This window comes from Agathobacter sp. (genome assembly GCF_977054825.1).
Genome location: NZ_CDRTEH010000001.1, coordinates 119,932 through 145,965, shown reverse-complemented (window position 1 = coordinate 145,965; position 26,034 = coordinate 119,932). Strand labels below are relative to the sequence as shown.

25 protein-coding genes are annotated in these 26,034 nt (G+C 35.3%); 6 read left to right on the top strand and 19 right to left on the bottom strand.

The window, feature by feature from the left end; genetic code table 11:
- Positions 1-135: 135 nt before the first annotated feature.
- Entirely contained in the window at positions 136-552 is a 417-nt protein-coding gene (locus tag ACW6PM_RS00665) for a DUF2712 domain-containing protein (RefSeq protein ID WP_012743961.1), read from the bottom strand.
- 18 nt (positions 553-570) lie between these two features.
- On the bottom strand, positions 571-738 hold the full coding sequence (locus ACW6PM_RS00660; protein WP_012743962.1) for a cyclic lactone autoinducer peptide: 168 nt from the start codon (positions 736-738) through the stop codon (positions 571-573).
- A 223-nt stretch (positions 739-961) separates the two neighbouring features.
- On the opposite strand from ACW6PM_RS00660, the gene ACW6PM_RS00655 reads away from it, so the two are divergent.
- The 3 genes from ACW6PM_RS00655 to ACW6PM_RS00645 all read left to right on the top strand — a co-directional run bounded on the left by ACW6PM_RS00655 (position 962) and on the right by ACW6PM_RS00645 (position 3,587).
- On the top strand, positions 962-1,546 hold the full coding sequence (locus ACW6PM_RS00655) for an accessory gene regulator B family protein (protein ID WP_448754864.1): 585 nt from the start codon (positions 962-964) through the stop codon (positions 1,544-1,546).
- Complete coding sequence (locus ACW6PM_RS00650) at positions 1,536-2,261, top strand: LytR/AlgR family response regulator transcription factor (RefSeq protein ID WP_012743964.1); 726 nt, start codon at positions 1,536-1,538, stop codon at positions 2,259-2,261. Before ACW6PM_RS00655 ends, ACW6PM_RS00650 begins: the two co-directional genes overlap by 11 nt.
- 621 nt (positions 2,262-2,882) lie before the next feature.
- Positions 2,883-3,587: a sensor histidine kinase gene (locus ACW6PM_RS00645; RefSeq protein ID WP_306748384.1), complete on the top strand. Its 705-nt coding sequence runs from the start codon at positions 2,883-2,885 to the stop codon at positions 3,585-3,587.
- Between the two features lie 61 nt (positions 3,588-3,648).
- On the opposite strand, the gene ACW6PM_RS00640 is transcribed toward ACW6PM_RS00645, so the two are convergent.
- The 3 genes from ACW6PM_RS00640 to ACW6PM_RS00630 all read right to left on the bottom strand — a co-directional run bounded on the left by ACW6PM_RS00640 (position 3,649) and on the right by ACW6PM_RS00630 (position 6,022).
- Entirely contained in the window at positions 3,649-4,305 is a 657-nt protein-coding gene (locus ACW6PM_RS00640; protein ID WP_456055858.1) for an HD domain-containing protein, read from the bottom strand.
- 135 nt (positions 4,306-4,440) lie between these two features.
- Positions 4,441-5,409 carry a calcium/sodium antiporter gene (locus ACW6PM_RS00635; RefSeq protein WP_456055857.1) on the bottom strand — a complete coding sequence of 323 codons (969 nt, stop codon included), beginning with the start codon at positions 5,407-5,409 and terminating at the stop codon, positions 4,441-4,443.
- 25 nt (positions 5,410-5,434) lie between these two features.
- The gene (locus ACW6PM_RS00630) at positions 5,435-6,022 is read right to left on the bottom strand and encodes a manganese efflux pump MntP (RefSeq protein ID WP_456055856.1); all 588 of its coding nucleotides are present in this window, start codon (positions 6,020-6,022) and stop codon (positions 5,435-5,437) included.
- A 699-nt stretch (positions 6,023-6,721) separates the two neighbouring features.
- On the opposite strand from ACW6PM_RS00630, the gene ACW6PM_RS00625 reads away from it, so the two are divergent.
- The 3 genes from ACW6PM_RS00625 (at position 6,722) to ACW6PM_RS00615 (ending at position 8,926) form a co-directional block, all read left to right on the top strand.
- Positions 6,722-7,054 (top strand): PadR family transcriptional regulator, encoded by a 333-nt coding sequence (locus ACW6PM_RS00625; protein ID WP_456055855.1) that lies wholly within the window; start codon positions 6,722-6,724, stop codon positions 7,052-7,054.
- 12 nt (positions 7,055-7,066) lie between these two features.
- The gene (locus ACW6PM_RS00620; RefSeq protein WP_456055854.1) at positions 7,067-8,074 is read left to right on the top strand and encodes a permease prefix domain 1-containing protein; all 1,008 of its coding nucleotides are present in this window, start codon (positions 7,067-7,069) and stop codon (positions 8,072-8,074) included.
- Between the two features lie 93 nt (positions 8,075-8,167).
- Entirely contained in the window at positions 8,168-8,926 is a 759-nt protein-coding gene (locus ACW6PM_RS00615) for a DUF4097 family beta strand repeat-containing protein (protein ID WP_456055853.1), read from the top strand.
- A gap of 359 nt (positions 8,927-9,285) precedes the next feature.
- On the opposite strand, the gene ACW6PM_RS00610 is transcribed toward ACW6PM_RS00615, so the two are convergent.
- The 14 genes from ACW6PM_RS00610 to ACW6PM_RS00545 form a co-directional block, all read right to left on the bottom strand.
- Positions 9,286-10,950 (bottom strand): motility associated factor glycosyltransferase family protein, encoded by a 1,665-nt coding sequence (locus ACW6PM_RS00610; protein ID WP_456055852.1) that lies wholly within the window; start codon positions 10,948-10,950, stop codon positions 9,286-9,288.
- A gap of 1 nt (position 10,951) precedes the next feature.
- Positions 10,952-12,076 carry a UDP-4-amino-4,6-dideoxy-N-acetyl-beta-L-altrosamine transaminase gene (gene pseC / locus ACW6PM_RS00605; RefSeq protein WP_456055851.1) on the bottom strand — a complete coding sequence of 375 codons (1,125 nt, stop codon included), beginning with the start codon at positions 12,074-12,076 and terminating at the stop codon, positions 10,952-10,954.
- Positions 12,077-12,264: 188 nt separating this feature from the next.
- Positions 12,265-13,140, bottom strand: coding sequence for an NPCBM/NEW2 domain-containing protein (locus ACW6PM_RS00600; protein ID WP_456055850.1), 876 nt, complete (start codon positions 13,138-13,140; stop codon positions 12,265-12,267).
- 32 nt (positions 13,141-13,172) lie between these two features.
- Complete coding sequence (locus ACW6PM_RS00595) at positions 13,173-14,333, bottom strand: adenylyl-sulfate kinase (protein WP_456055849.1); 1,161 nt, start codon at positions 14,331-14,333, stop codon at positions 13,173-13,175.
- Between the two features lie 26 nt (positions 14,334-14,359).
- Positions 14,360-16,378 (bottom strand): sulfatase-like hydrolase/transferase, encoded by a 2,019-nt coding sequence (locus tag ACW6PM_RS00590; protein ID WP_456055848.1) that lies wholly within the window; start codon positions 16,376-16,378, stop codon positions 14,360-14,362.
- A gap of 16 nt (positions 16,379-16,394) precedes the next feature.
- Positions 16,395-17,402, bottom strand: a complete 1,008-nt coding sequence (gene pseG / locus ACW6PM_RS00585; protein ID WP_456055847.1) for a UDP-2,4-diacetamido-2,4,6-trideoxy-beta-L-altropyranose hydrolase — start codon at positions 17,400-17,402, stop codon at positions 16,395-16,397.
- Between the two features lies 1 nt (position 17,403).
- Complete coding sequence (locus ACW6PM_RS00580) at positions 17,404-18,006, bottom strand: formyltransferase family protein (protein ID WP_456055846.1); 603 nt, start codon at positions 18,004-18,006, stop codon at positions 17,404-17,406.
- A complete protein-coding gene (pseI, locus tag ACW6PM_RS00575; RefSeq protein ID WP_456055845.1) occupies positions 18,003-19,052 on the bottom strand; it encodes a pseudaminic acid synthase in 1,050 nt (349 codons plus the stop codon). The genes ACW6PM_RS00580 and pseI overlap by 4 nt, the downstream gene beginning before the upstream one ends.
- A gap of 3 nt (positions 19,053-19,055) precedes the next feature.
- On the bottom strand, positions 19,056-19,751 hold the full coding sequence (gene pseF / locus ACW6PM_RS00570) for a pseudaminic acid cytidylyltransferase (RefSeq protein ID WP_456055844.1): 696 nt from the start codon (positions 19,749-19,751) through the stop codon (positions 19,056-19,058).
- Positions 19,752-19,757: 6 nt separating this feature from the next.
- Positions 19,758-20,756 carry a UDP-N-acetylglucosamine 4,6-dehydratase (inverting) gene (gene pseB, locus ACW6PM_RS00565; protein WP_456055843.1) on the bottom strand — a complete coding sequence of 333 codons (999 nt, stop codon included), beginning with the start codon at positions 20,754-20,756 and terminating at the stop codon, positions 19,758-19,760.
- 191 nt (positions 20,757-20,947) lie between these two features.
- Positions 20,948-22,810 (bottom strand): motility associated factor glycosyltransferase family protein, encoded by a 1,863-nt coding sequence (locus ACW6PM_RS00560; RefSeq protein ID WP_456055842.1) that lies wholly within the window; start codon positions 22,808-22,810, stop codon positions 20,948-20,950.
- Positions 22,800-23,120: a hypothetical protein gene (locus ACW6PM_RS00555; RefSeq protein ID WP_456055841.1), complete on the bottom strand. Its 321-nt coding sequence runs from the start codon at positions 23,118-23,120 to the stop codon at positions 22,800-22,802. The genes ACW6PM_RS00560 and ACW6PM_RS00555 overlap by 11 nt, the downstream gene beginning before the upstream one ends.
- 78 nt (positions 23,121-23,198) lie before the next feature.
- Positions 23,199-24,011 (bottom strand): flagellin N-terminal helical domain-containing protein, encoded by an 813-nt coding sequence (locus ACW6PM_RS00550; RefSeq protein WP_456055840.1) that lies wholly within the window; start codon positions 24,009-24,011, stop codon positions 23,199-23,201.
- Between the two features lie 174 nt (positions 24,012-24,185).
- Complete coding sequence (locus ACW6PM_RS00545; protein WP_456055839.1) at positions 24,186-26,021, bottom strand: aminotransferase class I/II-fold pyridoxal phosphate-dependent enzyme; 1,836 nt, start codon at positions 26,019-26,021, stop codon at positions 24,186-24,188.
- Positions 26,022-26,034 lie beyond the last annotated feature (13 nt).

Below are 26,034 nucleotides of genomic sequence, written 5' to 3'. Positions count from 1 at the left end.
TAAAATGATTGAAAAATCCAAAAGTATCCTTGATGCTTGCATTTTTAAGTATATCTTTTGGCCCTTATATCACAAAGTACGTTTTATCATACTATAATATATTTATGATAAAACGTACTTCATAATTTTTATTTTCTAATTAGCAGCCTGATATGTCCCTGCACAATCAGGACTCCATTTTCCACTTACTCTTCCGCTAACCCCAGACTTTGCCGATGTGATTCCAAGTTTACACTGTAAATATCCAGATTCTTTTATTGTATTCCTTATTCTTCTTTGCGTTCCACTAGGAATAATTGCACGTCCATTAACTGTTTTGTTGATATCTCCAGATGTTAAAGACTGCACCCATAAATCAAATCCCGATTGATTATATATATAGTGTGACGATGCATCAGTCTTATCTCTTAGCTCTGTATATGCAGACGTACTATAGCTAAATGAAACAACTTTACTAGGCAAGTAGGTATCACGACAATTATTCGCAAGTACAGGAATTCCCGTTGTCATTATTATTCCAGACATGAATAAAGCCATTATTGTTTTTTTCATAATAAACTAACCTCCAATCTAAATATCATTTCTTTTACTTGCTGCTACAAATTCTCTCATCTTGTCAGGCTCCTTAGGCTGATAATAAAGCCCCCAGCAAAATTCTAATGCCTGCGGTGCAACGATTTCTGCTAACCGGCATAACAAATTCTTTTCTTTGGTCTGACTTTTCTTATGTTCTTTCAAATTTTAATGCCTCCTCCTTCGTATTATGCTTGTCAATTGACACTTTCATATTACCTCATTTTCTCTCATATAACTGTATTTCTTCTTAATAGTCAAAAATGAGGAGTGAGCGGTCTTATCAACCACTCACTCCTCGTTTTCATCCACTTATCCATAAATTACAATTTCTTTATAAAAAAATATATAATAGATTTATTCATGATTTTATGCGAGGAGACAAACTATGAAATCTATTGGAAAATGCTTATCCGAAAAATATGTTTTAAATGGAATTATTGAATCTCATTTTAGTGATGCATATGCTTATATTTTTGACTACATGTTTAATTTCATATTATACAATTTATCACTATTAACTTTAGGTTTTTTATTTCACCATCCGATAGCCGTTACAATATATATTATCATTACAGGATCTTTACGTGCTGTAACCGGTGGGTATCATTGCAAAACACGTATTTCATGCTATATACTATCATATACTGTATTTTCTATATATCTTTTAACTATTGCCACTATACCTATGATTTCTGCATATGTCTTGATACCCATATATATTATTTGCTGGATTTTAATATTAGTGGTTTCACCTGTTGACACACCTAACAAAGTATTTAGTAAGTCAGCTAAAAAGACAGCCCGGAAAAAAACCTATATTATTTTTTTCTTCAATTCCATATTTACAATTCTGTCACTTTTGTTACACTGGAATAAAGGTTTAATTTTTATTGATTTAAGTCTCATAATATGCGCAACAGGTCTTTATACCGGATATATTTCAAATATAAGGAGGCATCATGAATCTTAATATAGCAATATGCGACGATGATACAAACGATATCGCAATAATGAAAAAGAATATTTTACAATACACAATAGAAACTGATAACAACATTGTCGTATCATCTTATTTTTCAGCGAGTGATATACTTTCAGACTACAAGAATCACCTCTATCAGATAGTACTTCTGGATATAGAAATGCCAGACATAAATGGTATGGAACTTGCCAGACAACTCCGGGATATGGATGATGATCTGCTCATTATATTTACAACATCCTATCCGGAATATATGCACGAAAGCTTTGAAGTCCAGCCATTTCAATTCATAACAAAACCGGTCGACTATACAGCTATATACAAGCTTTTTAACAATATTATCAAAAAATTATATCGAAACTCAAAAAGTATCGTTATAATTGATACTGATGGTGAAAAAAATTTTGTACCTTTAAGCGATCTTCTTTATATTTCATCAATGAAAGAAAATAAGTTACATCTCAGATATCAACTTACTGACAGAGCATTGATATCCAAAGGCACTTTATCCGAAGCAGAAAAACGACTTTCTTCTCACGGATTTGTTTCACCTTCAAGAGGATTTCTGGTAAATTTACACCAGATCAGATCAATTACTTCCACGCGGCTTTTACTGAATAACGGCTTTGAACTTCCAATCAGCCGGAGAAGATCCAAGGAATTACAAAATATCTACTCTCAGCACATTATTAATATATTATAAATTTAAGGAGACAAGTTTATGAAAATAGTATTGTTGAATTTATTGGACAGCATGATGTCCGGTGCAGCAGCCTTTATATTTTTTCAGACAATTCTTGGAAAGAAGAAATCCCAACTGCCATATTATATAATACTTCTCATATTTGTATGCAGCTTTACTATTTATGCAGCCATTACATCTATTTTAATTGGCAATACATCGACACTGGCAGTTTATTTACGTTTAACCTTATCATCTTTACTTTGTTTCTGCCTAAGTTTTCTTTATTCAGCCAATTTGCGAACTAAAATACTTATATCCATCAGTACTACTATATTATGCTCTATCTTTGAAGCTTTTTCGTATTACATTATTACAAGCATTTACTCATATCGCGTCGAAAAAGATACTATGGATTTTTTAGTATTCTCCAATATATCGCTTATGGCGAATATGTTTTTCCTTATTTTTTCAATACTGATTCATTTTATCTGGAAAAAGGAGGCTTTTGTTCATTCTTTAAGTTATACAATAATTTTATTGGTTATTCCGGTACTTTCTATGTGCCTGTTACTATCAAAACCAATTTTATATCTAAATACAAATATTCCGTCTGCCTTTTTCATTTTAGCAGCCTTTGTATTGTTTATAAATATTATGAACTATATATTGTTTTACAACGTCCTCGAAAACGAAGAGCTCCGCTTTCAGCTTACCATCCAAAAAGAACAGATTGAATTTCAGCGCAACAAATACGAGCAACTGGGTGCTGCCTACAAAAATATACGTAGCTTTATGCACGACACCAAAAAGCATCTGTTTTATATTGAAAATTGTGTTACTGAGAAAAAATATGACGATATAATCCCTTATTCTAAAGAGATTATGCACGACCTCGAATCACGCTATTGTACTATTAATACAGGAAATCTCGTTATAGATGCCTTTGTAAGCAACCTGCTGCTTCAGACAAAAGCCCAAGGTATCACTCTGCACACCAATCTGAAATTTGACAAAGCCACTATTCCTGTCAATGATTATCACCTGACTATCATTCTCGGAAATCTGCTTGATAATGCGCTTAATGCCTGCCGTGGACAAATCGGAGCAAATATCAAGGTTGCGGTAAGAACTGTAGACGGCACCTTTACCATACACGTTGCAAACACATATGTGATTGCAGATCCTGACAAGGCACCTGATGATTTTGAAAAAATAGATTTTATTCACGGATATGGTCTGAAAAATGTAAAGGACTCAGCCGAGGCATGCGGTGGTTTCTGCGTGATCAATCACGAAAATGATATATATTCCGCCACCGTTATAATACCTGTTCTGAATCCTTGAATCAATTCATCCACAAAAAGGATGAACTATCCCTCTGAAATCCGACAAACGACACGATTTTCTATAACACCTTCGAACCATTTGCCGTAAGCTTAAAAGTTGCACCTAGCACCTCTGCTGCGCCACGGCACATCATCATTCGACCCAGGAAAATTTCAAAATACTCATACATAGAGCAGATTTTCGTATCAATCTGCAGATTAAGCGCTATGACTTTTTTATCCATATTTATTTTAAGAGCTGCATCTGTTACTGCATAATTTACCCTGTCGTGTATATCAAAATTTTCTTTTGCCTTGTTCCTTACACGGTTTCTACGCACATCGGTTTTATCTGCTATGATGAGTGCTGCTGAAATAGGATCCGTTGCCCCTCCGGTTGACTCATCATGATGTCCTATCGCAGACACAACCGTTATCCTATCCTTCAGACTCATATCTGTTTCTTTGAGTATCTCGTTTGCCAGTATTGCACCATATTCCGCATGACGGCTTCTGTTTACCACATTTCCGATATCATGCATAAATCCCGCGATTTTTACCATTTTAATATCAGATTCGCTGTAACCGAATTTCTTTAATATATATGCTGCTCTTTTGGCTACCATTGTGCAATGAGCTGCCGAATGGTCTGTAAAGCCCAATACTCCAAGGTTTTCATTCCCTTTCTTTAAACATTCACAGACCTCCTTATTCTTTTTTATCTCATCGTATGTCAAATTATTGCCTCCTGTTTTGTTGCATATTTTCCTCCTTTATGCATATATTTGACTAAAAAATATGCAGATACTCAATAAGTATCTGCACATTTTCTAAGTAATATTATGCATTAAAGGTTCAAAAGGTATTTTACCCTATCGTATAATAATATACGCTGTATATGCCGCATACATTAGCAGCATGATGATGCCCTCGCCTCTTTTTATCTCACGCTTTGTCCATGCCATAATCCACACGATGAGTGAAAATACCACAAGCACGATAATATCTATGATATTTTCCTGTATGAATGCTATCGGGCTGATGGCTGATGCAATTCCGAGCACCATGAGTATGTTGAAAATACATGAGCCGACTGCATTTCCGAGTGCCATATCGACCTCGTTTTTTCTGGCTGCGACTATTGATGTCACAAGCTCCGGAAGCGATGTTCCGATAGATACGATGGTCAGTCCGACGAGTGTCTGGCTCATTCCAAGGTCAATCGCTATGCGGCTTGCACTGTCTACTACGACATCTCCGCCTACTGCGATGCCGACAGCTCCGATCAGGATGAAAATCACTGCTTTTGGCATTGATATAAGTGGTATCTCATCGACCTCATCATCTGATGACTGCCTGTTCTGCTTTAATGTGTGTCTGATAAGGTAGAAAATGTATCCTGCAAAGCAGCCGAGCAGTATTATTCCGTCCACCCTGCCGAGTGTCATGCCGATTGTTCCCATGACAAGAAGTAAAATGGCACATATCATCGAAAATGGGAAATCCCTTTTTAAGGATGCTCCGTCCACCACTACCGGTGTCATCAAAGCGCACACGCCGATTACTACCATGAGGTTAAATATGTTTGAGCCTGTCACGTTGCTGACTGCAAGCGTATTGTTGTGTGCTATGGATGCAGCCACACTGACTGCTGTTTCAGGAAGCGAGGTTCCCATCGCAACAATTGTCAGTCCAATGATAAGCGACGGCACCTTGAAGCGCTTTGCCACGCTTGAGCTGCCCTCCACGAACAGGTCTGCTCCCTTTACCAGAAACACAAAGCCCACTATGAGGCAGAGCAGCACCACTATAAACGGTGCATTATTGATGAAATTTTCCATGTTGATTCCTCCATTTTTTATTTTATTAAAAGCTTATTATTCCCAGGTGCTCAAGCAATATCTTCACTCCAATGAGTATGAGAATGATTCCTCCGGCTATCTCTGATTTCTTTTTATATTTATTGCCGAAAAAGTTTCCGACTACGACTCCGATGATTGAAAGCACGAAGGTTGTAAGTCCGATGATTGCAATAGCCCAGTAGATGTTTAAGCTGTCATAGGTAAATGCAAACATGATTCCGACTGCAAGCGCATCGATGCTTGTCGCAATTGCAAGCAGAAGCATCTCTCCCTGATTGAGCGCCAGGTCTTTTTCCACGACCGCGTCATCATCCTTTTCCTTTACTGCCTCATAAACCATCTTGCCACCGATAAATCCTAACAGAATAAATGCTATCCAGTGGTCAATGCTTGTGATGTACTTCTCAAAGCGGATACCAAGCATATATCCGATAAAGGGCATGAGTGCCTGAAAGCCTCCGAAATACAAGCCGATTGTCAGCGCCTGCTTTCTGTTTACCTTTGTCATTCCAAGTCCCTTGCAGATGGATACTGCGAAGGCGTCCATTGACAAACCTACTCCTATAAGCAGGATTTCAATAAATAGTACCATATTTTTCTCCCTTTTGCCTAGTGTGCGACGATTAATTTTCGTTTGTACCGGGCTGCCTCTGATTTTGCAATTACTTCTGCAATATGCATATTAAAAAATGAGACCCTCGCATGCAGACACGAGACTTTATAAAGCTATAATTATATGACTTTTATAGCTTTATTGTGTGCTGCATACTTGAGTCTCATTCTTTAATGTTTGCCAGGTCTGTTGACCGGTCTGTTGACAAACCACGTATATTTAAGAATACGCGAACTACTCCCTCAGAGGTAGTGTGTATTTAATTAATCGCCTTTGTTTTTAAAGACTATAGCAAAAGATATGGTGTATGTCAACGTATTTCATCGCTAATTTTTGTACGGAGTGGCTAACTCATTAAATAATCATAACGCCCCGGAACAATTTTTTACAGAATAAATTTTTCAGAACAAATTATGCAGAATAAATTATTTTAGAATCATGGTTGACATAAAAAACAACATGTGATATGTTTACTACGACAGACATAGTATGACACTCGTAGTACGTTACACGTAGTATTGATTAACTTTAACACACCCGATGTACAAGCTTTCATCTGTGTATCCGGTGTGCCCGGTGAGTTTCCGGATTCACGATCAATTAAGTCATACTCCGGTCTTAAATTAATAAAATATAAACATCATGATGAAATTAAACACTTGAAACAGGAGGTGAATAATGCTCAATATAAGCAGCGATGTCATCCGAGGATACAACGATACCATCATCCTTTATCTGCTTCTCGACAAACCGTCCTACGGCTACGAGATTTCAAAGCAGATAAAGCAGATATCCGAGGGAAAATACGTCATCAAAGAAACAACCCTGTACTCTGCCTTTACCCGTCTGGAGAAAAACGGTTATATCACATCATTCTCTTCGAGCGACAATGCAAGCGGAAAGCGCCGGACCTACTATCAGATTACCGATGCCGGCAGAGAATATTACAGGATGAAATGTGAGGAATGGAAGCTGACGCTTGATGTAGTAAGCAAATTCATACGATTTTAAAGGAGACATTTTATGGAAACTATAAAGAATTATCTGGAAAATATGTTTTCGCACCTGCCGAATACTCCCGAGGTGCTAAAAGCCAAATATGAGCTCTATCAAATGATGGAGGATAAATACAACGAACTGATATCCGAGGGCAAATCCGATAACGAGGCCATAGGAATCGTCATATCCGAGTTTGGAAACCTTGACGAGCTCGCCGACTCACTCGGTATCAAGAGCTTCGTGAATCCCAGTCAGGCAATGCCTGCTGCCAAAACACTCTCCCGCGAGACTGCTGCCGCATTCCTCAGGGATTCAGCAAAACAGGCATATCTCACAGCATTTGGAGTGCTGCTTTGCATAATCGCAAGTCTTGGACCGATATTCAGCGAATGCATTCCGCGTTCACTCGCTTCACCGGACGCATCTGATGCAATCGGCATTACCTTCCTGTTCGTTTGTATCGCTGTGGCAGTCGGCTTCTTCATTTTTTCAGGTTCTCTCTCATCTAAATGGAGCTACCTGAAAAGAGAACCTTACTGCATAGACTTTGAAACAGCGAACTGGATTAATGAGCGCAAGGAAAGCTACCGCTCCACACATGCGATACTTTTAACGGTGGGTATCATGCTCTGTATACTCTGCGCAGTACCTGCAATCATCATCAGCTCACTGAACACCAAAAGCACCTTTGCAGATTCACTTTCAGGTGGACTCGTGCTCGTGTTTATAGCAATCGGAGTATTCATGATAGTATTTACGAACATGAAGAAATCCGGCTTTGAAAAGCTTCTTTCACTAAACGGTGCCAAAACTGTGGGCGGTAATTTTGCCAATTCACACGATGGCAAGGTGCACTATGAAAACCCTGTTGTGGCTGCAATCATGTCAGTCTACTGGTCAACAGTCACCTGTATTTATCTGTGCTGGAGCTTTATTACCTTTGACTGGGGTATCACATGGATTATCTGGCCAATAGCCGCAATCATCAATTCGCTGGTGGAAAACCTGCTCGGCGATAAACATGGAAATTAATGGAAACCAACACAGTCAAAAATGTGTGTAGCATATTTTGAATAATCATAAAACAAATTATGCAACAAGATAATTCAGAAATGGAGATAAGTCATGAAAAAGAATATATATCTGATAATAATTACAATAATTACCGTGGTCTGCATCATCGCCGGGAGCCTCTACCATATCGGTGGCTTTGCCCTTAGTCTGTTTGACAATCTGATTCCTCACTCAGACAAGTCTCCCGGAAATGTATGCACAAAGGAGCTTTCAGTCGATGAATTTTCAAACCTAATATTTGATACAGCCGTACTGAATATCAACGTAACAACCGGTGACAGCTACATGGTCTCATACAAATGTAACGAGCGGCTTGTTCCAAAAATCAAGAGCTCCGGCGATACCCTCACGATATCACAGAGCGGAAGAACCAACTACAAAAGGAACACAACGAGTGAAATCACTGTTACCATTCCTTTTGGCGCAGCATTGAACAAGCTCTCCTTTGATACCGGCGTAGGCGAAGTGACCCTCGATGCTCTGACTGCAGCTGATGCTGAATTTGACACAGGCGTAGGCGATTTATATATCACCGACTGCAGCTTCGCCACATGTGATGTGGATGGCGGAACCGGCAACCTTAGCTTTGAAAACTGTGCCTTTGACGAGATGGATATCGATGGCGGTACAGGTGACATCACTGTGACCTCCTCACAGTCACTTGACGGCTACATGATGGACCTGGACTCAGGTATAGGCGATATCACAATCAACGGCAATGACTATGATGATGAGTATGAGGTAAATGAGCATGCCAAAAAGCACCTGATTATTGACTCGGGGCTTGGGGATATTGAGGTGAAATACTAGCGGTTATCTGGAGGCAAGATTATTTACAAGCTTCTGCATATCTGCCTCAATTGCGATTGCCTGTTCTACCTCGTCAGGGTTTATACTTCAAAACACCACTTTACAACTTTTCTCATAAAATTTTTTAGCATATTTTGAAACTTTTTCGTTACTGGTCACACTGTTAGGTGTGACCAGTAACACTTTTTCTGTTCCTACGGCAGAAACATTGTTTTTACTGGTACTTTCAAGCATATTGAGAATGCCATTATTCTTGATGGTGACCAGATTATATATAATCCGAAAATTCTGTCAAAAGAATTCGAGATAGTCGCAAACTAAAAATTTAATTCTAAAGTAAGAATCACTACCTTTTTCCATCACAATCTCAATCTCATAAAATCCGCCACCCAAACAGTTCCCTTAATCTCAGCTCCATCTCCTGTGTTATAAACTTCTGTATACCTAACTCCTTCAAGCCTTCGCTCTATCCATTTCCTGTAAATGTCCAAATTTTTGCTAGTATACACCATACCACCTGTATTGCTTCTGACCTGACGCAATCCATCTGTATTCTCTACCTTACGTCCTTCGCCCAAAGCATGAGAATAACCGCCAGTATAGGCTAAATCAACACCCACGAAGATAATTTTCCCTGCTCCAAAACGCAGCGCAATGTCCAATGCCGTGGTAGTCACAGAACCACCTGTCTCAAAAAGTGTTGAACCAATTTTCCCAGCTTTTATCTCCGCAGGAGCATATCCACTTTGGTATGCCACATAGATTGGACCATTATAATACTCAACTATTGATGATGAAGCCGTTGAAAGTAAAATCATAGGAATATCCTTCATGTTCACTCCATCAATTTGTTTATACATAAGAGGCTGTGGATCTGTTATGATAACTGCATCAGGCGTAATTCCTTCATTAACCAACTTTCTTGTAATATGTCCTGTTGCAAAAACAGTTATTTTATCGCGATATTTTCTCAACCTATCCAATTGAGAATCCACAGAAGGACCTGCTCCCACTATAACCACCTCTTTATCTTTGAATATATCCTTCAATTCACCACACTCCGGTAAATTCAATTTGGAAATCACCTCAAAATTGGAATCAAGCAAGCTTCCCTGTTCTCTCATGCTGCTCGTTGTAACAAAGAAATCTTCAAGCAACTGTCTGGTTTGTGCGTCTTCAATCATTTTGATAGCAGGATAATGTACTAATAACTGTGCATTCTTCATTTCTGCAAATTGCCTGCTAAGCTCACTTACAAGCGGCTTCGGGTCATCGTTATAAACCACTCGTATCCTGCCGTTTGCAATATACGTTGTCCAATCAATATATGTAAATGCCATATGAAGCATATAGATATTACTTTCAAATACACACACTCTTGCCGACTGATGTATGTTCAAAAGCTCCAGCACATGATATCCAAGCTCCATTCCAAAAACCATATAATCCTCTGCCTGCTTTAAACTATCTGCCAAAAGCCTTGCTTCCCTCTCAGGATTAACAGAGCTGTGGAGATAAAACGACTGTCCATTTGCAAAAGCCTGAGCGGTAGGCTGTCCGTTAATTGCCAGACTTAATGTAAGCTTATCAGACAACAAAGAGTTCTTTCCCTCAATCAAATTTTCGTTATTCAACAGCTTATACAAACCAAAGTCATATTCTTTCAGAGAGTTTATATTTTGCTTAAAAAAATCAGGAACCTGAACCAAGTCACGTTCCTGAAAAGCAATCTGAAGCTTCTGTAATAAAGGCAGCAAATCGCCTTCTATAATATCCGCCTGTAAAACATAATCACAATTATCCTGTGCGTCAAGTAATGCCGGTAAAATAAGCTGTAGCTCATCTGCCAATGACTTATAATCTTCTTGTGAAAATATATATCCGGCAACAGTATCTAAATACCCAAGCAGTTTTGTCAGCTTGCTTGTTGCAATGTAGAAATTCTGTTTTCTGAAGCTCTCGGCTATATCATAGGAAAGCTTAATACTCTGCTGGTTATTAAAGAATAACTTTATATCCATCATTCTACTCCCCGCACAAACTCTTCAATGTATCAATAACATAATCCTGCTGCTCAGATGTCAGTCCCGGATACAAAGGCAGACTAATAATATGAGAATAAATCTCCTCCGCATTAGCACAATGCACATTCTCATATCCATGTTCCTGATAATACGGATGCATATAAACAGGAATATAATGTACATTCACTCCAATTCCCTTTTCACGCATAGCCTCAAAAACCTGTCTCCTATCACAGTTTTTCACCTGAACTATGTACAGATGCCAACCACTTTCCGTATCCGAAAGCTGATAAGGTGTGATAATATTGTCACATTCCGCAAATGCCTCATTATAACGTGCAACAATTTCCTTTCGGCGTGCTAAAAATCTGTCCAGCTTCTTCATCTGACTACAGCCTAAGGCACACTGTATATCAGTTATCCTGTAATTGTATCCCAAATCAAACTGCTGATAAAACCACGGTCCGTCATTCCTTGTCATCATAGAAGCATCTCTTGTAATGCCATGACTGCGGAAAAGTGCCATCTTTTTATAAAATTCCTCATTGTCAGTAACAATCATGCCACCCTCGCCCGTGGTAATCGGCTTAACCGGATGGAAGCTGAATGTAGTCATATCAGACAGTCTACCTATCTTCTTGCCCTTGTAAACAGAGCCAAGCGCATGCGCTCCGTCCTCGATTACAATAAGCCCATGCTCACGCGCAATGCTGTGTATAGCATCCATATCACAAGGCTGACCAGCTAAATGAACAGCTATGATTGCCTTTGTCCTGTCAGTAATCTTTCTTCGAATATCCTCCGGGTCTATATTATAAGTCTTCGGGTCAACATCAGCAAATACAGGCGTACCGCCACAATACAGTACACAGTTTGCAGATGCTGCAAACGTAAGCGGTGTGGTAATAGCCTCATCTCCCGGTCCAATCCCTGCCGCAAAGCAAGCTGCATGAAGAGCAGATGTGCCGTTTGAAATGGCAACTGCATATTTAGCCCCAACATAATCAGCCACCGTCTGCTCAAATTCTGCAATTTTGGGTCCTGTTGTAAGGAAATCTGATTTGAGGACATCTATAACTGCCTGAATGTCATCTTGTTCTATTGTTTGTTTTCCGTATGGTATCATAATTTCACTCTTTTCTTTATTTACTCTGCAATTTATTAAATATGATTATAGCTACATATAATACTAATTTATAGTTACATCGCAAACCATTTTAAGTTAGACAAATCTTTTTATGTTTGTTTAATGCGGTTTAGTATTTTCAACTTTTTTTATATTTGCTAAAAGTCTCATATGTTAACATACCATAATCAGTAATATAAAATCATGTTAACAAAACCATACTTAACTCTAGTTCCTCCACTTATTTCTAATTTCATGCTATTAGCATAATTTAATGTAACTTCAAAATGCTTAGGTGGAGTTTCTGCATCCAATTGATATATCTCTCTACATTCACCATCTAAATATACTTTTAATTCTACATTTTCCTTTTCATACTCATTTGTTCTACCTACATCAAATTCTAGTTTAGAATACTTTCCTTGCAAATCAAATAATGCATATCCATTGCCTCCTCCAAAGAGAGATTCGTCATCCCAAACAACCAATCCTTCCGTGTATGACTGACTTCCCATTAATATCTCTTTTCCGTCAGAGGATTTTACAACATCGTATCCTATACCTTCATATATAACATTTGTTGATAATGCATTAATCTTGGTTACCTTATTAATCATCTGGTCTTCTTCGTTGTAAAATAAACTATTTTGGCTAATATCATAAGAAAATTTTCCTTCAACCAAGCTATTCAGTAAATTTTCTGAATAGTAATTGGAATTATTAACTATTGCAATGGATTTATTCCAATTTTGGCTCGATTTCATCCCATCAACAATAATACTTGGTGATTTCACTTCAGCCGTTATAGAATCAGATATATCAGATTGCAGATTATCATTTTCTTCTTTTAAATTTTTATTTTGTTCTGCTAATTTAGAATTGCTTTCCATAGCATTTTCATATTTTTTTATCAAATCATCCACATTGTTTACATCACTTGTAGCGGATTTGATGTTGTTATTTATAGTAATATGTTCTTTTTTTCCCCCTACAAATGCACTGGCAACACTAGTTGATGCTGTAATTATAACACAAATCAATTTTATTCTATTTTTCTCTTTCATTATAAATTCCCTTTTTCCCGAATATAAAATAATTATCCTATATACTTTGCTACAATCCTTATCAAGGTCGGATCTGATTTTTTTGTCTTTGACAATGTATTTCCTTCAACTTCAAAAACTATTTCATACCCCAATTTTTTTAATTTACTTATAAATATTTTTTTATCCATGAACCTACGATAATGATCATTATATATGTATTCATTCTCTGAAATCTTTTCGCCCACACCATACAAATCATCATGAATACTTCTTGCTTCTATAAACAATAACCCATCCTTTTTTATAGAACTTGATATATTACGTAATAGTTCATCTTCTTGCCTTTCAGATATCGCATGCATCGTCCATCTACTATAAAAATAATCATATTGTGCTTGATATAAAGCTTTACATGTTACAAAATCATCACATACAAACATAGGCATATTTTCATGCTGAACAGAATTTAATCTGTCAATGGCTATCTTTGAGGCATCTACTCCCACAACCTTAAGTCCCATTTTAGCAAATAACAAACTATCTCTTCCATTTCCACAACCAATATCCATTATCTTCTTTCCAGACTTTATATACTCCTTTACAAAAAGTGCAAAGTAACTTGGCCTTTGTAACTCTGTTAAGTCATTACTGTAATATGAATTCCAATATTCTGTATCCCTATCAAATGAATCTCTTATCTTTGGAGAATAATTCACAATTTTTCTTACTATTTCCACTACTGGAATTAATCCGTCATTTTCAATAATAATATCCGGATTTTTTGGAAACTCAACATCTTGATCAATTCCAACAATATTGTTCACTTTTCCTAATGCCTGAGCTGAGTATAATCCTTTTCTGTCTCTTTTTATCAGTGTTTCTTTTTTTACTTTCAAAAAAACTTCAATATATTTTTCTATATTATTACGGTTCCACTCACGTACCTCATCATACATTGCAATAGTACATATTACAACTGAAATTCCTTGATCAGTCAATGTTTTACACAAATTAGAATAATAATAAGCTCTCTTCTTACGATCCTCCTTTGTGTATCCCAAAGAATCTCCAACCAACTTCTTCAAAATATCTCCATCCAAAATTACAATATTGTCCTTTGTTTCACGTAATTCATAATAAAGAGCATTTCCTATTGTTGTTTTACCCGCCCCCGATAATCCTGTAATCCAATATAAAATTCCTTTTTCCAAAATGCACTCCCTTTTTGTTTCTTCTACTAATTATTAAAGATCCTACACGAGCTTATATGCTCTAGACACCACTTTGTATAACGTTTTATCCTATCATTATCATTAATTTCATTCCCATCTGAACCTAATAATCTCGTCTCAAACTCATCTAATGGGATCCTACACTCTGACGTAACATTTTCTTTTCCTTTTAAATAAAATTTAAAGTCTTTTCCATTCAATAAAATCTCATATGGATCACCTACATGTATACTTTCAGTCACGCAAAATTCTCTCTCTTTTGAACCACCAAACGTAACAGGTAAAAATGCATCTGTCTTAGAATAATCATAATCTATTCCTGCCAACTTACACATAATTCCCGAATAATCGCAAGAAGAAATAATTTCCTTTGACTTTCCATTTACGTTTCCGCCCCTAAACATAAATGCTATATTACTTCTCTCATCGCATAAGAAGTCCTCTTCCGGCTTAACCAAATATCCCTGTCCATGATCTGCAAATAGGCTTACCACAACATCTTCATCTTTATAATTATCCTCTATATACTGATATAAACTTGCCAATCGTCTATCAATATACTCTATCTGCTTTTTATAATACTTTATCTTTGTTTCATCATATTTTTGCTTTACCGAATTTACTTTACCACTATACTCTTCGTTTTCCCACACCATTAATTCCGATTGCAATGGTGCCATATTAATTTCATCTGCAATAAGATGTAATTCACCAATCTCCATCCATATAAACTGATCTGTATCAACCATACTATGTATTTGCTCTTCAACATCTGCAACAACCTGCTCAACCGAATATCCTGCGTACATATGTTGATATTTTACTCGATTCATTCCCCTTGCATATCCATAATTAGGTGCAATTCTCCAATTTCCACCAATTTTTGTTGTATTGTATCCTGCATTTTTAAAATATTCAAACAAAATAGGTGTTTCCTCATCTATCTTCCTTAATATTTTGGAATGTAACATTTTGTGTCTTGCCAACGTTTGCCCCGTTGTAATTGAAGCAATAGATGGAAATGTCCAATCTCCTGCTGTATGCACATTAGTACATTCAATTCCATTTCTAAAAAATTTATAGGTATGAGGCATTAGTTTTTCAAAATCTTTTTCTAATACCGTTTGCGACAATCCATCTACAAAGATGTTAAGTACCAATTTTTTTCTATTTTTTCCATGATTTATTGGAACTAACTCTCCTATTCTAAATTCATTATCTGATGATATTATAAATTTTCCTTTAGGCACTCTATAGTTAATATAATGGTATGGTGAACTATAAATAACTTCTTTCTTTTCATCATTCATATTAAAAATGAGTTTTCCCTTATTAGACATTATTATTGGAATAAAACTATCTGTATTACATTCAACACATATACGGTTTCTTAATTCGTCAACCCTTTGTAATTCAGCCTTCTCGTTAATTGTATCCGTTTTTAAATATCCACAATGCAAATTAAACACGCTTCTTAATCCTGTAACTCCAATGTACATTCTATTTAAAAACGGATAATCATAATATTCAGAACCAATTATATCACTTCCTGAATGAAATTCAGGGCATCTAATTCCGAACTTATATTTATTTTTATTTACAATATATTGTAACCAATAATGATTTTGAATGTCATTTACAAAATCATTGTTCTCAACGTTTTCTAATATTCTTTTTAATACTGTTTGAGCATTTTCAAGTACAACTTCCAATTCAACACTACTTTTATTACCTGCTGATATTATTTCAGATGTTATTCTGTATTGCTCATATGCCTCATACAAATATCCATTTAATTCATAAGCGTATCCACAATTATAATGCACGTCCGCTATATATGGCTGCATAACAACTGCTTTTTTTGCATAAATTAATCCCCTCTGATATTGTCCAATAGCATAATAATACATAAACTTATATGTATTAATGTCAGCATCATTACAAACATTTTCATATACTTGTATTTGTTCTAACAAATTATCATATTCACCTTTTTCAATCAAATTCTCTATTTTAGTATTCATATTCTATATTTACTTTCTAAATATCAATCAGTGCTTTCGCCAATCTTTCGGCTCCTCTTCCATCAATTTTCATTCTCATGAGCTTAGAAATATCATATCTTTTTTGTGCATCATCCATAATTTTATGGATGTACTTTTTCATATTCTTAACAATATCTGTCGTTCGTATATCGCCTACATATTTTATAATTCCCTCTTCATCAAATTGTATTGCATTATCAATTTGATTATCAACAAAAGTATATGATAATGTAGGTGTTCCACATGCACATAGCTCATATAACGTTGTTCCACCTGCTGAAATTGCCAAATCCGTCTCCATCATATATTTTTCTAAATCATTAACATTTCTATGGAATTTTATATTTTTTTCGTTTCCATATATTTGAATTAATTCATCATAATAGACATTATATTTTCCACATATAACATCTATTTTTTGGTAGTATCTTCTATCTAAAGCCTCCAATATTTTTTGAGAAATATTATATGGATCACTTCCCCCTGTCAATATCAAAAGTTTTTTCGCATTTTCAGATATCACTTTAGGTTTTGTATTCCAAAACTCTTTCCTCAAAGGTACATATTGTATTCCCAGTAAATATCTGGGTTTCAAACTACTATGACTATATCCCAGTTTTTCCCAATAATTTGCATAACAAACCACTGTATTCACCGGATAATCAAATGCGCCCAAATCATCAATATATATCGTATGGACCCATTTACTTAATTCCTCTAAATACTTATAAGTAACCTGATAACTATCTATCAACATTTTAGTTATATTATATTCTCGGATAACACTTATAAGTGTGGAAAGCTCCGCTTCCATTTTATTCCATTCAGTATGTAATATTATATACTTTAAGTTATTTTTGTTTAAAATATCAATTGCATGATTATCCGCAATTATAAATATAACATTTTCACCTTGCATCCGAATCGCTTCTGCAATTGCAATGCATCTCATAACATGTCCCGTTGCAATTATATTATTCATATCTACTCTAATTGCTATCATACTAGTTTTTTCCTACACAATTATTATATCGCTTTTTATATTGATCTATATTATCAGTCCACACAAATGGACATTTTTTCTTTATCTCTTTCAAGTCATTAACTTTATGGTAACTTCCACCCCCTAACTGCTCTTTAAGTATATATGATTGATTTATTATATTCTCCCAGTTTTCTTTAAAAAGATTTATTATCTCTCTTTGCAAAGTATTATATGTACTCATAAACGTTTCTTTAGTTTCATCAAAAAAACATTTTTTTTGAAATAGTATTTTACCTGTATCCAAACCATAATCTACCTGATGAATTGTGACCCCTTTCGGTGTATCATCAATAAAACTCCAAAAATTCGGTGAAGCTCCTCTATTCCATGGCAGATATGAAATATGTAGATTATATATTTTTCCGTCCATATAATCTATTATATCTTTTGTAATTATGAAACCATAATTGTAGCTTATTATAAAATCTGGTTTTTCAACCTTAACCATCTCAAGTGTTAATCTGTCTCTTATATCTATAACTGTTCCATATTTTTTAAGCCACTCTGCCAACTCTAACGAATTAAAATTATTTGTTAAATAAATAATTTTTAAATTATTCAATACAGGCTTCCTCCTACAACTTCAAAGCTTAATGGTGTTCCCCTTTCCAAATCACAAAGTGCAATATTACCTAATACCTGCCTATAATATTTCGGTTCGAGGCCAAACCCTGGTCGTATTACCCTTATGTTATTTTCTGTTAAGAGTTCACCTTTTTTTATATCTTTAACGACAAATATAGATTTTCTGAATATCCGACTTGACTTTTCCTGTTCTGAAATTCCATATTTTACAATTCCAATTGCCTTTTCTGCTTGCCTTATATCACATACCATCTGTTTAAATTCTTGTGGATTCATTGAAAAGGAAGAATCAGGATTTTCTATTGACCTATCGAGGCAAAAATGTTTTTCTATAACACTTGCGCCTAAAGCAACTGCCGTAACAGCTCCAACAGCCCCCAATGAATGATCTGACAGTCCATATGGCACTCCAAAAGTTTCTCCCATATTTTTCATTGTTTTCAAATTCATTTGATCTGTTATTGCCGGATATGCACTAGCACATCTTAGCAATATAAGATTATTATTACCATATTTTCTTATGGTGGTAACTGCCTCATCTATTTCGGTCAGTGTTGCCATTCCAGTCGACATTATTATAGGCTTATCCTTTGATGCTACATATTCAATTAAAGGGATATCCACAATCTCAAATGACGCAATCTTGTAAAAACCCACGCCAAGCTTTTCTAAAAAATCTACCGCTGTTTTATCAAAAGGAGTCGAGAAGAAATCTATTCCGCACTTTTTTGCTTCATTAAATAATTCCTGTTGCCATTCCCATGGAGTATACGCTTTTTCATATAGCTTATACAAATTTTCTCCATTCCATGTCCCATCAGAAATATGAAAATATTTATTATCACAATCTATCGTTAAAGTATCCGGTGTATATGTTTGAATCTTAATACAATCTGCTCCTGCCTCTTTTGCAGCATGTATAATTTCCTTTGCTCTATTAATATCTCCTGCATGATTTGCCGACATTTCTGCAATAACATATGTCGATGCACCATTTCCGACTTCGTGTGTTCCTATTCTCATATACTATATTCTGCCTTTCTCCCTAAGCATCTTATATTTAAGTTCTGCCATTTCCCAGTCCATCTCATTATCAATGTCTTGAACTTCCATTTCTGAAACTATGATACCACCTGTGTTATCTGTCACCAGCTTGCCACTTTTCAAAAATTTATCAACATTTAACACATAAAACTGTCCACAATCATGATAAATCGTCTCTAAATCCTGTGATCTCTTCATTGCATGTTCCGGCCACTTATACCGTAATTTATTATTTTTCAATTCCATTCCTCTTAATGGCGGAAAAGAAAATGCTGTTACAGGCATCACGCTATCAAAATCAGATTCCTGTAATAAGAGAACCGCTTTTTTTAACTTCTCACCATTCACAAATGGAGCAGTAGGATATATACAACAAACATTATCAAAATTAGTTCCCATTCCCTTATATGTTTCCAGCACTTCCTTTATTACATCTGCTGTTGTTGCATAGTCATTTGAAGTTTCCATGCTTCTCATAAAAGGTACTTCTGCGCCTGCATTTGTTGAAATTTCTGCAATCATTTTGTCATCCGTTGAAACCATCACAATGTCGAAAATACCTGCCTCTTTTGCTGCCTCTATTGAATATTCAATTATTGGTCTTCCACAAAAATTCTTTATGTTTTTATGCGGTATACGTTTACTTCCACCACGTGCAGTAATAATTGCTATGTTCATAAAACTTTAATGTTCCCCTACTTTCTTAAGTAATTCCTGAATTTGCTCTACAGTTAACCATTGAGTGTTTGTGCCTGAACTATACTCAAATCCTTGCTCCACCTTTTTTCCACCGGCCTGTATCTTATCTTTATCCCACCAGTCAAAATGTGGATAAACTATAAAATGCTTGTCATATTCATATGTAAGCATAGAATCCTCTTTTGTAACCATTATTTCATGAAGTTTTTCTCCTTCACGAATACCGACCTCCGGCATCTCACATCCCGGCAGTATAGCCTGTGCCAAATCTGTTATCTTAAATGAAGGAATCTTCGAGATAAAAGTCTCTCCGCCTTTAGCTTCTGATAATGCCTTAATCACAAGCTCTACCCCCTGCTCAAGGCTTATCCAGAATCTTGTCATCCTATAGTCTGTTATCGGAAGAGAAGTACCACCATTAGCAACTATATTTCTGAAAAATGGAATAACTGAGCCTCTGCTTCCTGCTACATTACCATATCTGACGATTGAAAAATTGACGTCCTTTTCCCCCGCATAGGCATTAGCAGCAATAAACAGTTTATCTGAAACCAGCTTAGTGCCTCCATAAAGATTAATTGGATTTACTGCCTTATCTGTAGAAAGAGCAACAACACGCTTCACTCCACAATCCAATGCTGCATCAACTATATTCATTGCACCATTGATATTTGTCTTTACAGCCTCCATAGGATTATACTCACATGATGGAACCTGCTTTAATGCTGCAGCATGTACCACATAATCCACACCATCAAACGCTCTGTAAAGTCTCTCCTTATCCCTTACATCTCCAATAAAAAATCGCAACTTATCAGCCTGTGGATGTTTCTTATATTCATTCTGCATCACAAACTGCTTATACTCATCTCTAGAGTATATAATTATTTTCTTAGGCTCATAATGCTCCAATACATAACTAACAAACTGATGACCAAACGAACCGGTTCCCCCTGTTACCAAAATCGACTTTCCATTTAGCATGAAATATTTCCTCCTGATATTTTCTATCAGTGCTTGGAATACCTTCATAAATAAAAAGCCACTCGAACGCACATAGTCCGAGTGGCATAATAATTCATCCGATATAAACTTATGCCTCCATGCACCTTAACGATTCTTCATGAATCTCTATGATGTATATCGGCCTATTTCTAAATATCTTTATATTTTAATTAAAACATTTTCATATCTTTTATTTTTTCGTCAATATCTTTACAGGATTTATTTAATGCCTCCTTATAGCCTTTATTTAATATATCACAGAGCTTTAATAAATTCTTTATGTCATCCCTTTTATTTTTTTCAATATTATATGCTGCCATAGAAACCGCATATCCACTATTAGGTGTATAAAGATTCAGCAACTTAACCTCCAGACTTTCATCTAACATATTATTTATTTCAATTATATTCTTCATATTCTCTATAAGTCCATCATAATTATTCTTAGTCAGACATTGGTTAGCCTCCTTTATATATGAAGCAGATTCATCTAATAATTCTGATATTTTCTTCATATTCTTAGGTAAGGAGCAAAGTCTCTTTTTACTTATTTGTTTTTGTTCTTCATTCATCAATGGTTTACAGGAATTGATAATATCCATCCACTTTTGTGGTCTCATGCCATCACAGCATTCTTCTATTGCCATTTTTAGTGTACAGATTTCTGTTCCATATATCTTTGCTCCACCCTCTGTAGCATCAATATAGTGAATATCTGGTTTTCTAGATATACAGGCTTCAAACCATTTTCTATACGCATTCATGTTTCCTTCTGTAAATACCTTACCACCATTAATATCCTCCACTTCAAAATACTTCTTGCTGGAATAGTCTATTTCTTTCTCATCATCATATGATGCTGACGAATGTCCCTTTTTATCAGGATATGCTAAATCCTGTCCAACTAAAATAATTGTTTTAAATCCACAAAAAACCGCAAGAGAAAACAAATTACAGGCTACCGAACCTCCACTTTCAATCAATCCAAGATTTATATTCATCTCTCCTAGAAAGTCTTTTATAAATGGTTCTCCGCTCCATGCATAAAAGCGTTTGCCTTTATGAATATTTGCAATTTGTGAATTATAATTAATATCTACAAGCATTGGGATTTTTTCAACACCTTCATATTCAAATAGTGATAATGGCTTATGAGGATCTACTGATGCAACAATATCTGGAACTATACCGTGTTTCAACAATGGCTTTATGGCTGTATCCACTGCCATTATTATACCTCGCCCTTTAATATTTTTTAACTCCTCTATATTTTTATCCAAAGACGGACCTGCTGATACTATAAATGCAGGGTATGCCTTTTCTTGCTTATTCTTAAGTAACTCAATCAAATCTCCCACACTATATTGATTAATCAAATCAGTAATGTTTTCCCAAAAATTAATAATATGTTCATCGTTAAATATAATATCGGTATTTTTTTGCATGATAATCTGTTCACAGCGGGCATAGAATAATTTTAAAAAATCGAGGTATTCATTCTCCCACAATATCTCATATTGTGGCATACAAATAATGTCCGTTACACTAAAATTACTCTGATCTATCATTTCATGTAACAATTCTATCATTGCCCCACGGTTTTCTTGCCCTACTGTAAGTATCACATGGTCATCTGACAAAAAGTCTATATTTTCATAACTATCAATTACTGTTTTAAAAACTTTTATATCCGGTTCATGTATATAAATATAGTTTTCTGGAAATCGTCTTCTCACTTCATGAATAATCATTGCATTTCCCATTCCAAAAATAATAATAGGCGAAAATGGATTTTCTAATGCCTTTATATTACTTAGCAATATATCAATTTCATTAATGCAATTATATCTGCTATTCAGATAGTACAAATGTCCATTTTTTTCTTGTGCAAAAATCATTTCATCATTTGCAGATTTGCCAACTAGCAGTTCAAGCTCGTTACCTTTTTCTAATATTTTATCAATAGCTGGTTTTATATATGGATAATTTTGTAATATTAAATAACACTTTTTAACTAATTCTTTATTCTCCATATTTAATTACCAGCTTTCTATATAAATTTAATGTATCTTCTATCTCATATCTTAATGTATCAATCAATAATACCTGGTCTTTATATTCAATTGCATTCATTAGATTATTTAACTGATTTATTATCACATCTGTAGATATATTTTCTCCTAATGAATTATATTTGTCTATTTTATTCAAAAAAGCTTCTATATAAATTTGTATTATATTCACTATATCATTTATCCTATACATTCCATTATTAAAGTTTGTATATAAAAGCTTTGAATAATCATCTATTGTCATAATTGCTTCTAAAATTTCATTTTCCATAATTGATAAATCCCTTATACTAAATAGAGCCACTCTTTACGAGTGGCTCTATCAATGATAGTCCTATTACACTCCAAACTACTGAAGAAGTGAAAGTACACCCTGTGTCTGGCTGTTTGCCTGGGCAAGCATAGACTGACCTGCCTGCTGGATGATAGAAGTAGCTGAGTACTGTACCATCTCTGAAGCCATATCTGTATCACGAATACGTGACTCTGCTGTCTGAGTATTCTCAGAAACATTATCAAGATTGTTTACTGTATGCTCAAGACGATTCTGAAGAGCACCAAGATTAGATCTCTGTGTTGACACTTTTGATATAGCTTTCTGCACAGCAGTCATTGCTGAGCCTGCCTTTGTGAATGTTGAAACGCATAAAGCATTAACACTGAGTGCTGTAGCATTCATAGTTCCTATTGAAATAGAAATTGACTGGTTTGCTAAAGCTCCAACCTGAAGATTCTTTCCTGAGAAAGTACCATCAAGAAGATTCTTTGTATTAAACTGAGTTGTAGATGCAATTCTATCCAATTCCTTTGTTAATGCATTAACCTCACTCTGAACTGCTGTTCTATCTGCTGATGTATTTGTGTCGTTTGCAGCCTGTGTTGCAAGCTCGTTCATTCTCTGAAGAATTGAATGAGCCTCATTTAAAGCACCCTCTGCTGTCTGGATAGCTGAGATACCATCCTGAGCATTTGAAGAAGCTTTGTTAAGTCCTCTGATCTGGCTTCTCATCTTCTCTGAAATTGAGAGACCTGCTGCATCATCTGCTGCACGGTTGATTCTGTATCCAGAAGATAACTTTTCTGTTGATTTGCTGAGTGTACCTGTTGTTACTCCTAACTGTCTGTTAGCGTTCATTGCTGACATATTGTGCTGTACTACCATAATTGTTTCCTCCTTGAATTAAGTGAAGCGTCCATGCTTCAATCTGTTTTGTCATTGTAGTTTGCCGCTCGACCGTACGCTTCGTTTGGCTTGCTACTAATAAGTAATATCTTGCTTACTTATTATCTATATCGGACTTGTTTTCCGATACTTTATACCTAAAATAAAATTTTTTTAAAAATTTTGCAAATCATTATAAACCTTTTTAAGATATCCAATCAATATATTGTTTTCTTTCTCTGTACGAACCGCTATTCTAATATAACTCCTTCCATTGGATATCTTGTCGGAAACATCTTTTATTAATATGCCTTCTTCAAACAATCTAATGCACAACTGTTCGCTATCTATGCCAACTACCTCGCACATTACATAATTTGCCTGAGTTGGCAATACCTTTAGATAAGCTATCTCCTGCAAGTCCCTCAAGAACCTTCGTCTTGTATTTCTAAATTTTTCCATGCTTTCTATATAGTTCTTTTTATATTTGTTAAATATCTGCATAAAGAACTCTCCGAAAGAATTTATATTCCAAATCGGCAGTGTGCTTCTTATCAACCCCATTTCTTTCTTATCTGCTGAGGCCAAGACCCCTAGTCTAACCCCCGGCACACCATACGATTTGGAAATACTTTTTATGATATATAAATTTGTATGTTTTTCCAATATATCGTCTTTTATCAACGTAACATCTTCAATAATCTCGTTCTCCTGCAAATCGACGAAATCGACAAAGCTCTCATCTAAAATAAACTTTATTTGTTTCTTTTCAGCCCATTGTATAAGCTTTAGTACATCATGTATCGGTATATAATTACCTGTTGGATTATCAGGATTTATCAAAACCAAAGAGCCTATACTTTTATCATCAAAATAATTTATCACATCATCTGCGTTATATCCTTTTTCATTTATATACGGATGATATATTTCCACGTTCCCAGAATATCTGTTCTTATATTCATTAAATGATGGCTCTATAATGCCCATTGTCCTAGTTTGTATATCAAGTAAAGCCTTTATTAATTCGGCCGCACCATTACCTAATATAATATACTCATCTTTCACTCCAAATATATTTGAAGATATCGTTGAATCAACCTTCTGTCCAGAAGGATATTGCGTGAGCAATGTCTTAAAATTTGACTCCACCTCATCTATTAGCCTTTTCGGTGGAAAATATGGATTTACCAGATAACAATAGTCTGTCATATGAGGATATCGCCAAAATCCCCCATATCTACTCATTATTTTACGATATCTTTCTGCCGGATCATCTGTAAACAGTGATTCCGCTATATCCAAATCCTGAATATCATCAATTTCATACCATTTCTGATCATTTATACGTTTAACTCGTATTTCATTAGTCTCCAGCATAGCAATTAGCTTAATCACAGACTCGTAATACTCATTTTCACCCATCGCCTTTTCATAGGCTGCCAGGAAAGGTACATATATGTTACTTGAAAAATCTTTCGATAGCTTATATATGTTTACCGTCTTATAATATTTCTCTTTATCATTAAAATTAAAATATTTACCCGGCACAAAATCTACTATTCTGTCATCATCATCTATAATCATACAACTGCCATCCATCCAGCTTTCAAACTTATCAACAACAGCTAGCGATTTTCTCTCATCTGTCAATACCCCATCTATAATAGCCTCATCAAATACAAGATCTGATTCAAGTAAAATTGTATCATCTTCACATAAATGTTCTTTAGCTAATGACAAAGAGTAAATATTATTAGTTTTTTCATAGTCATTATTCCATATGTATGTAATCGGTGTAGCTACATTTAATGATTCAATATAATTTACAAGCTTTTTTCCTTCATAGCCCACAACAATTACGATTTTATTTAACGCTTTCCTATCCAGTATTCTCAATGTTCTCTCTATTATAGATATGCCATTAACCTTCACCATGCATTTAGTATTATTTTCTGTTAAATGTTTTAATCGCTTTCCCATTCCGGCAGCAAGAATTATTGCCTGCATAAATATTCCTCCT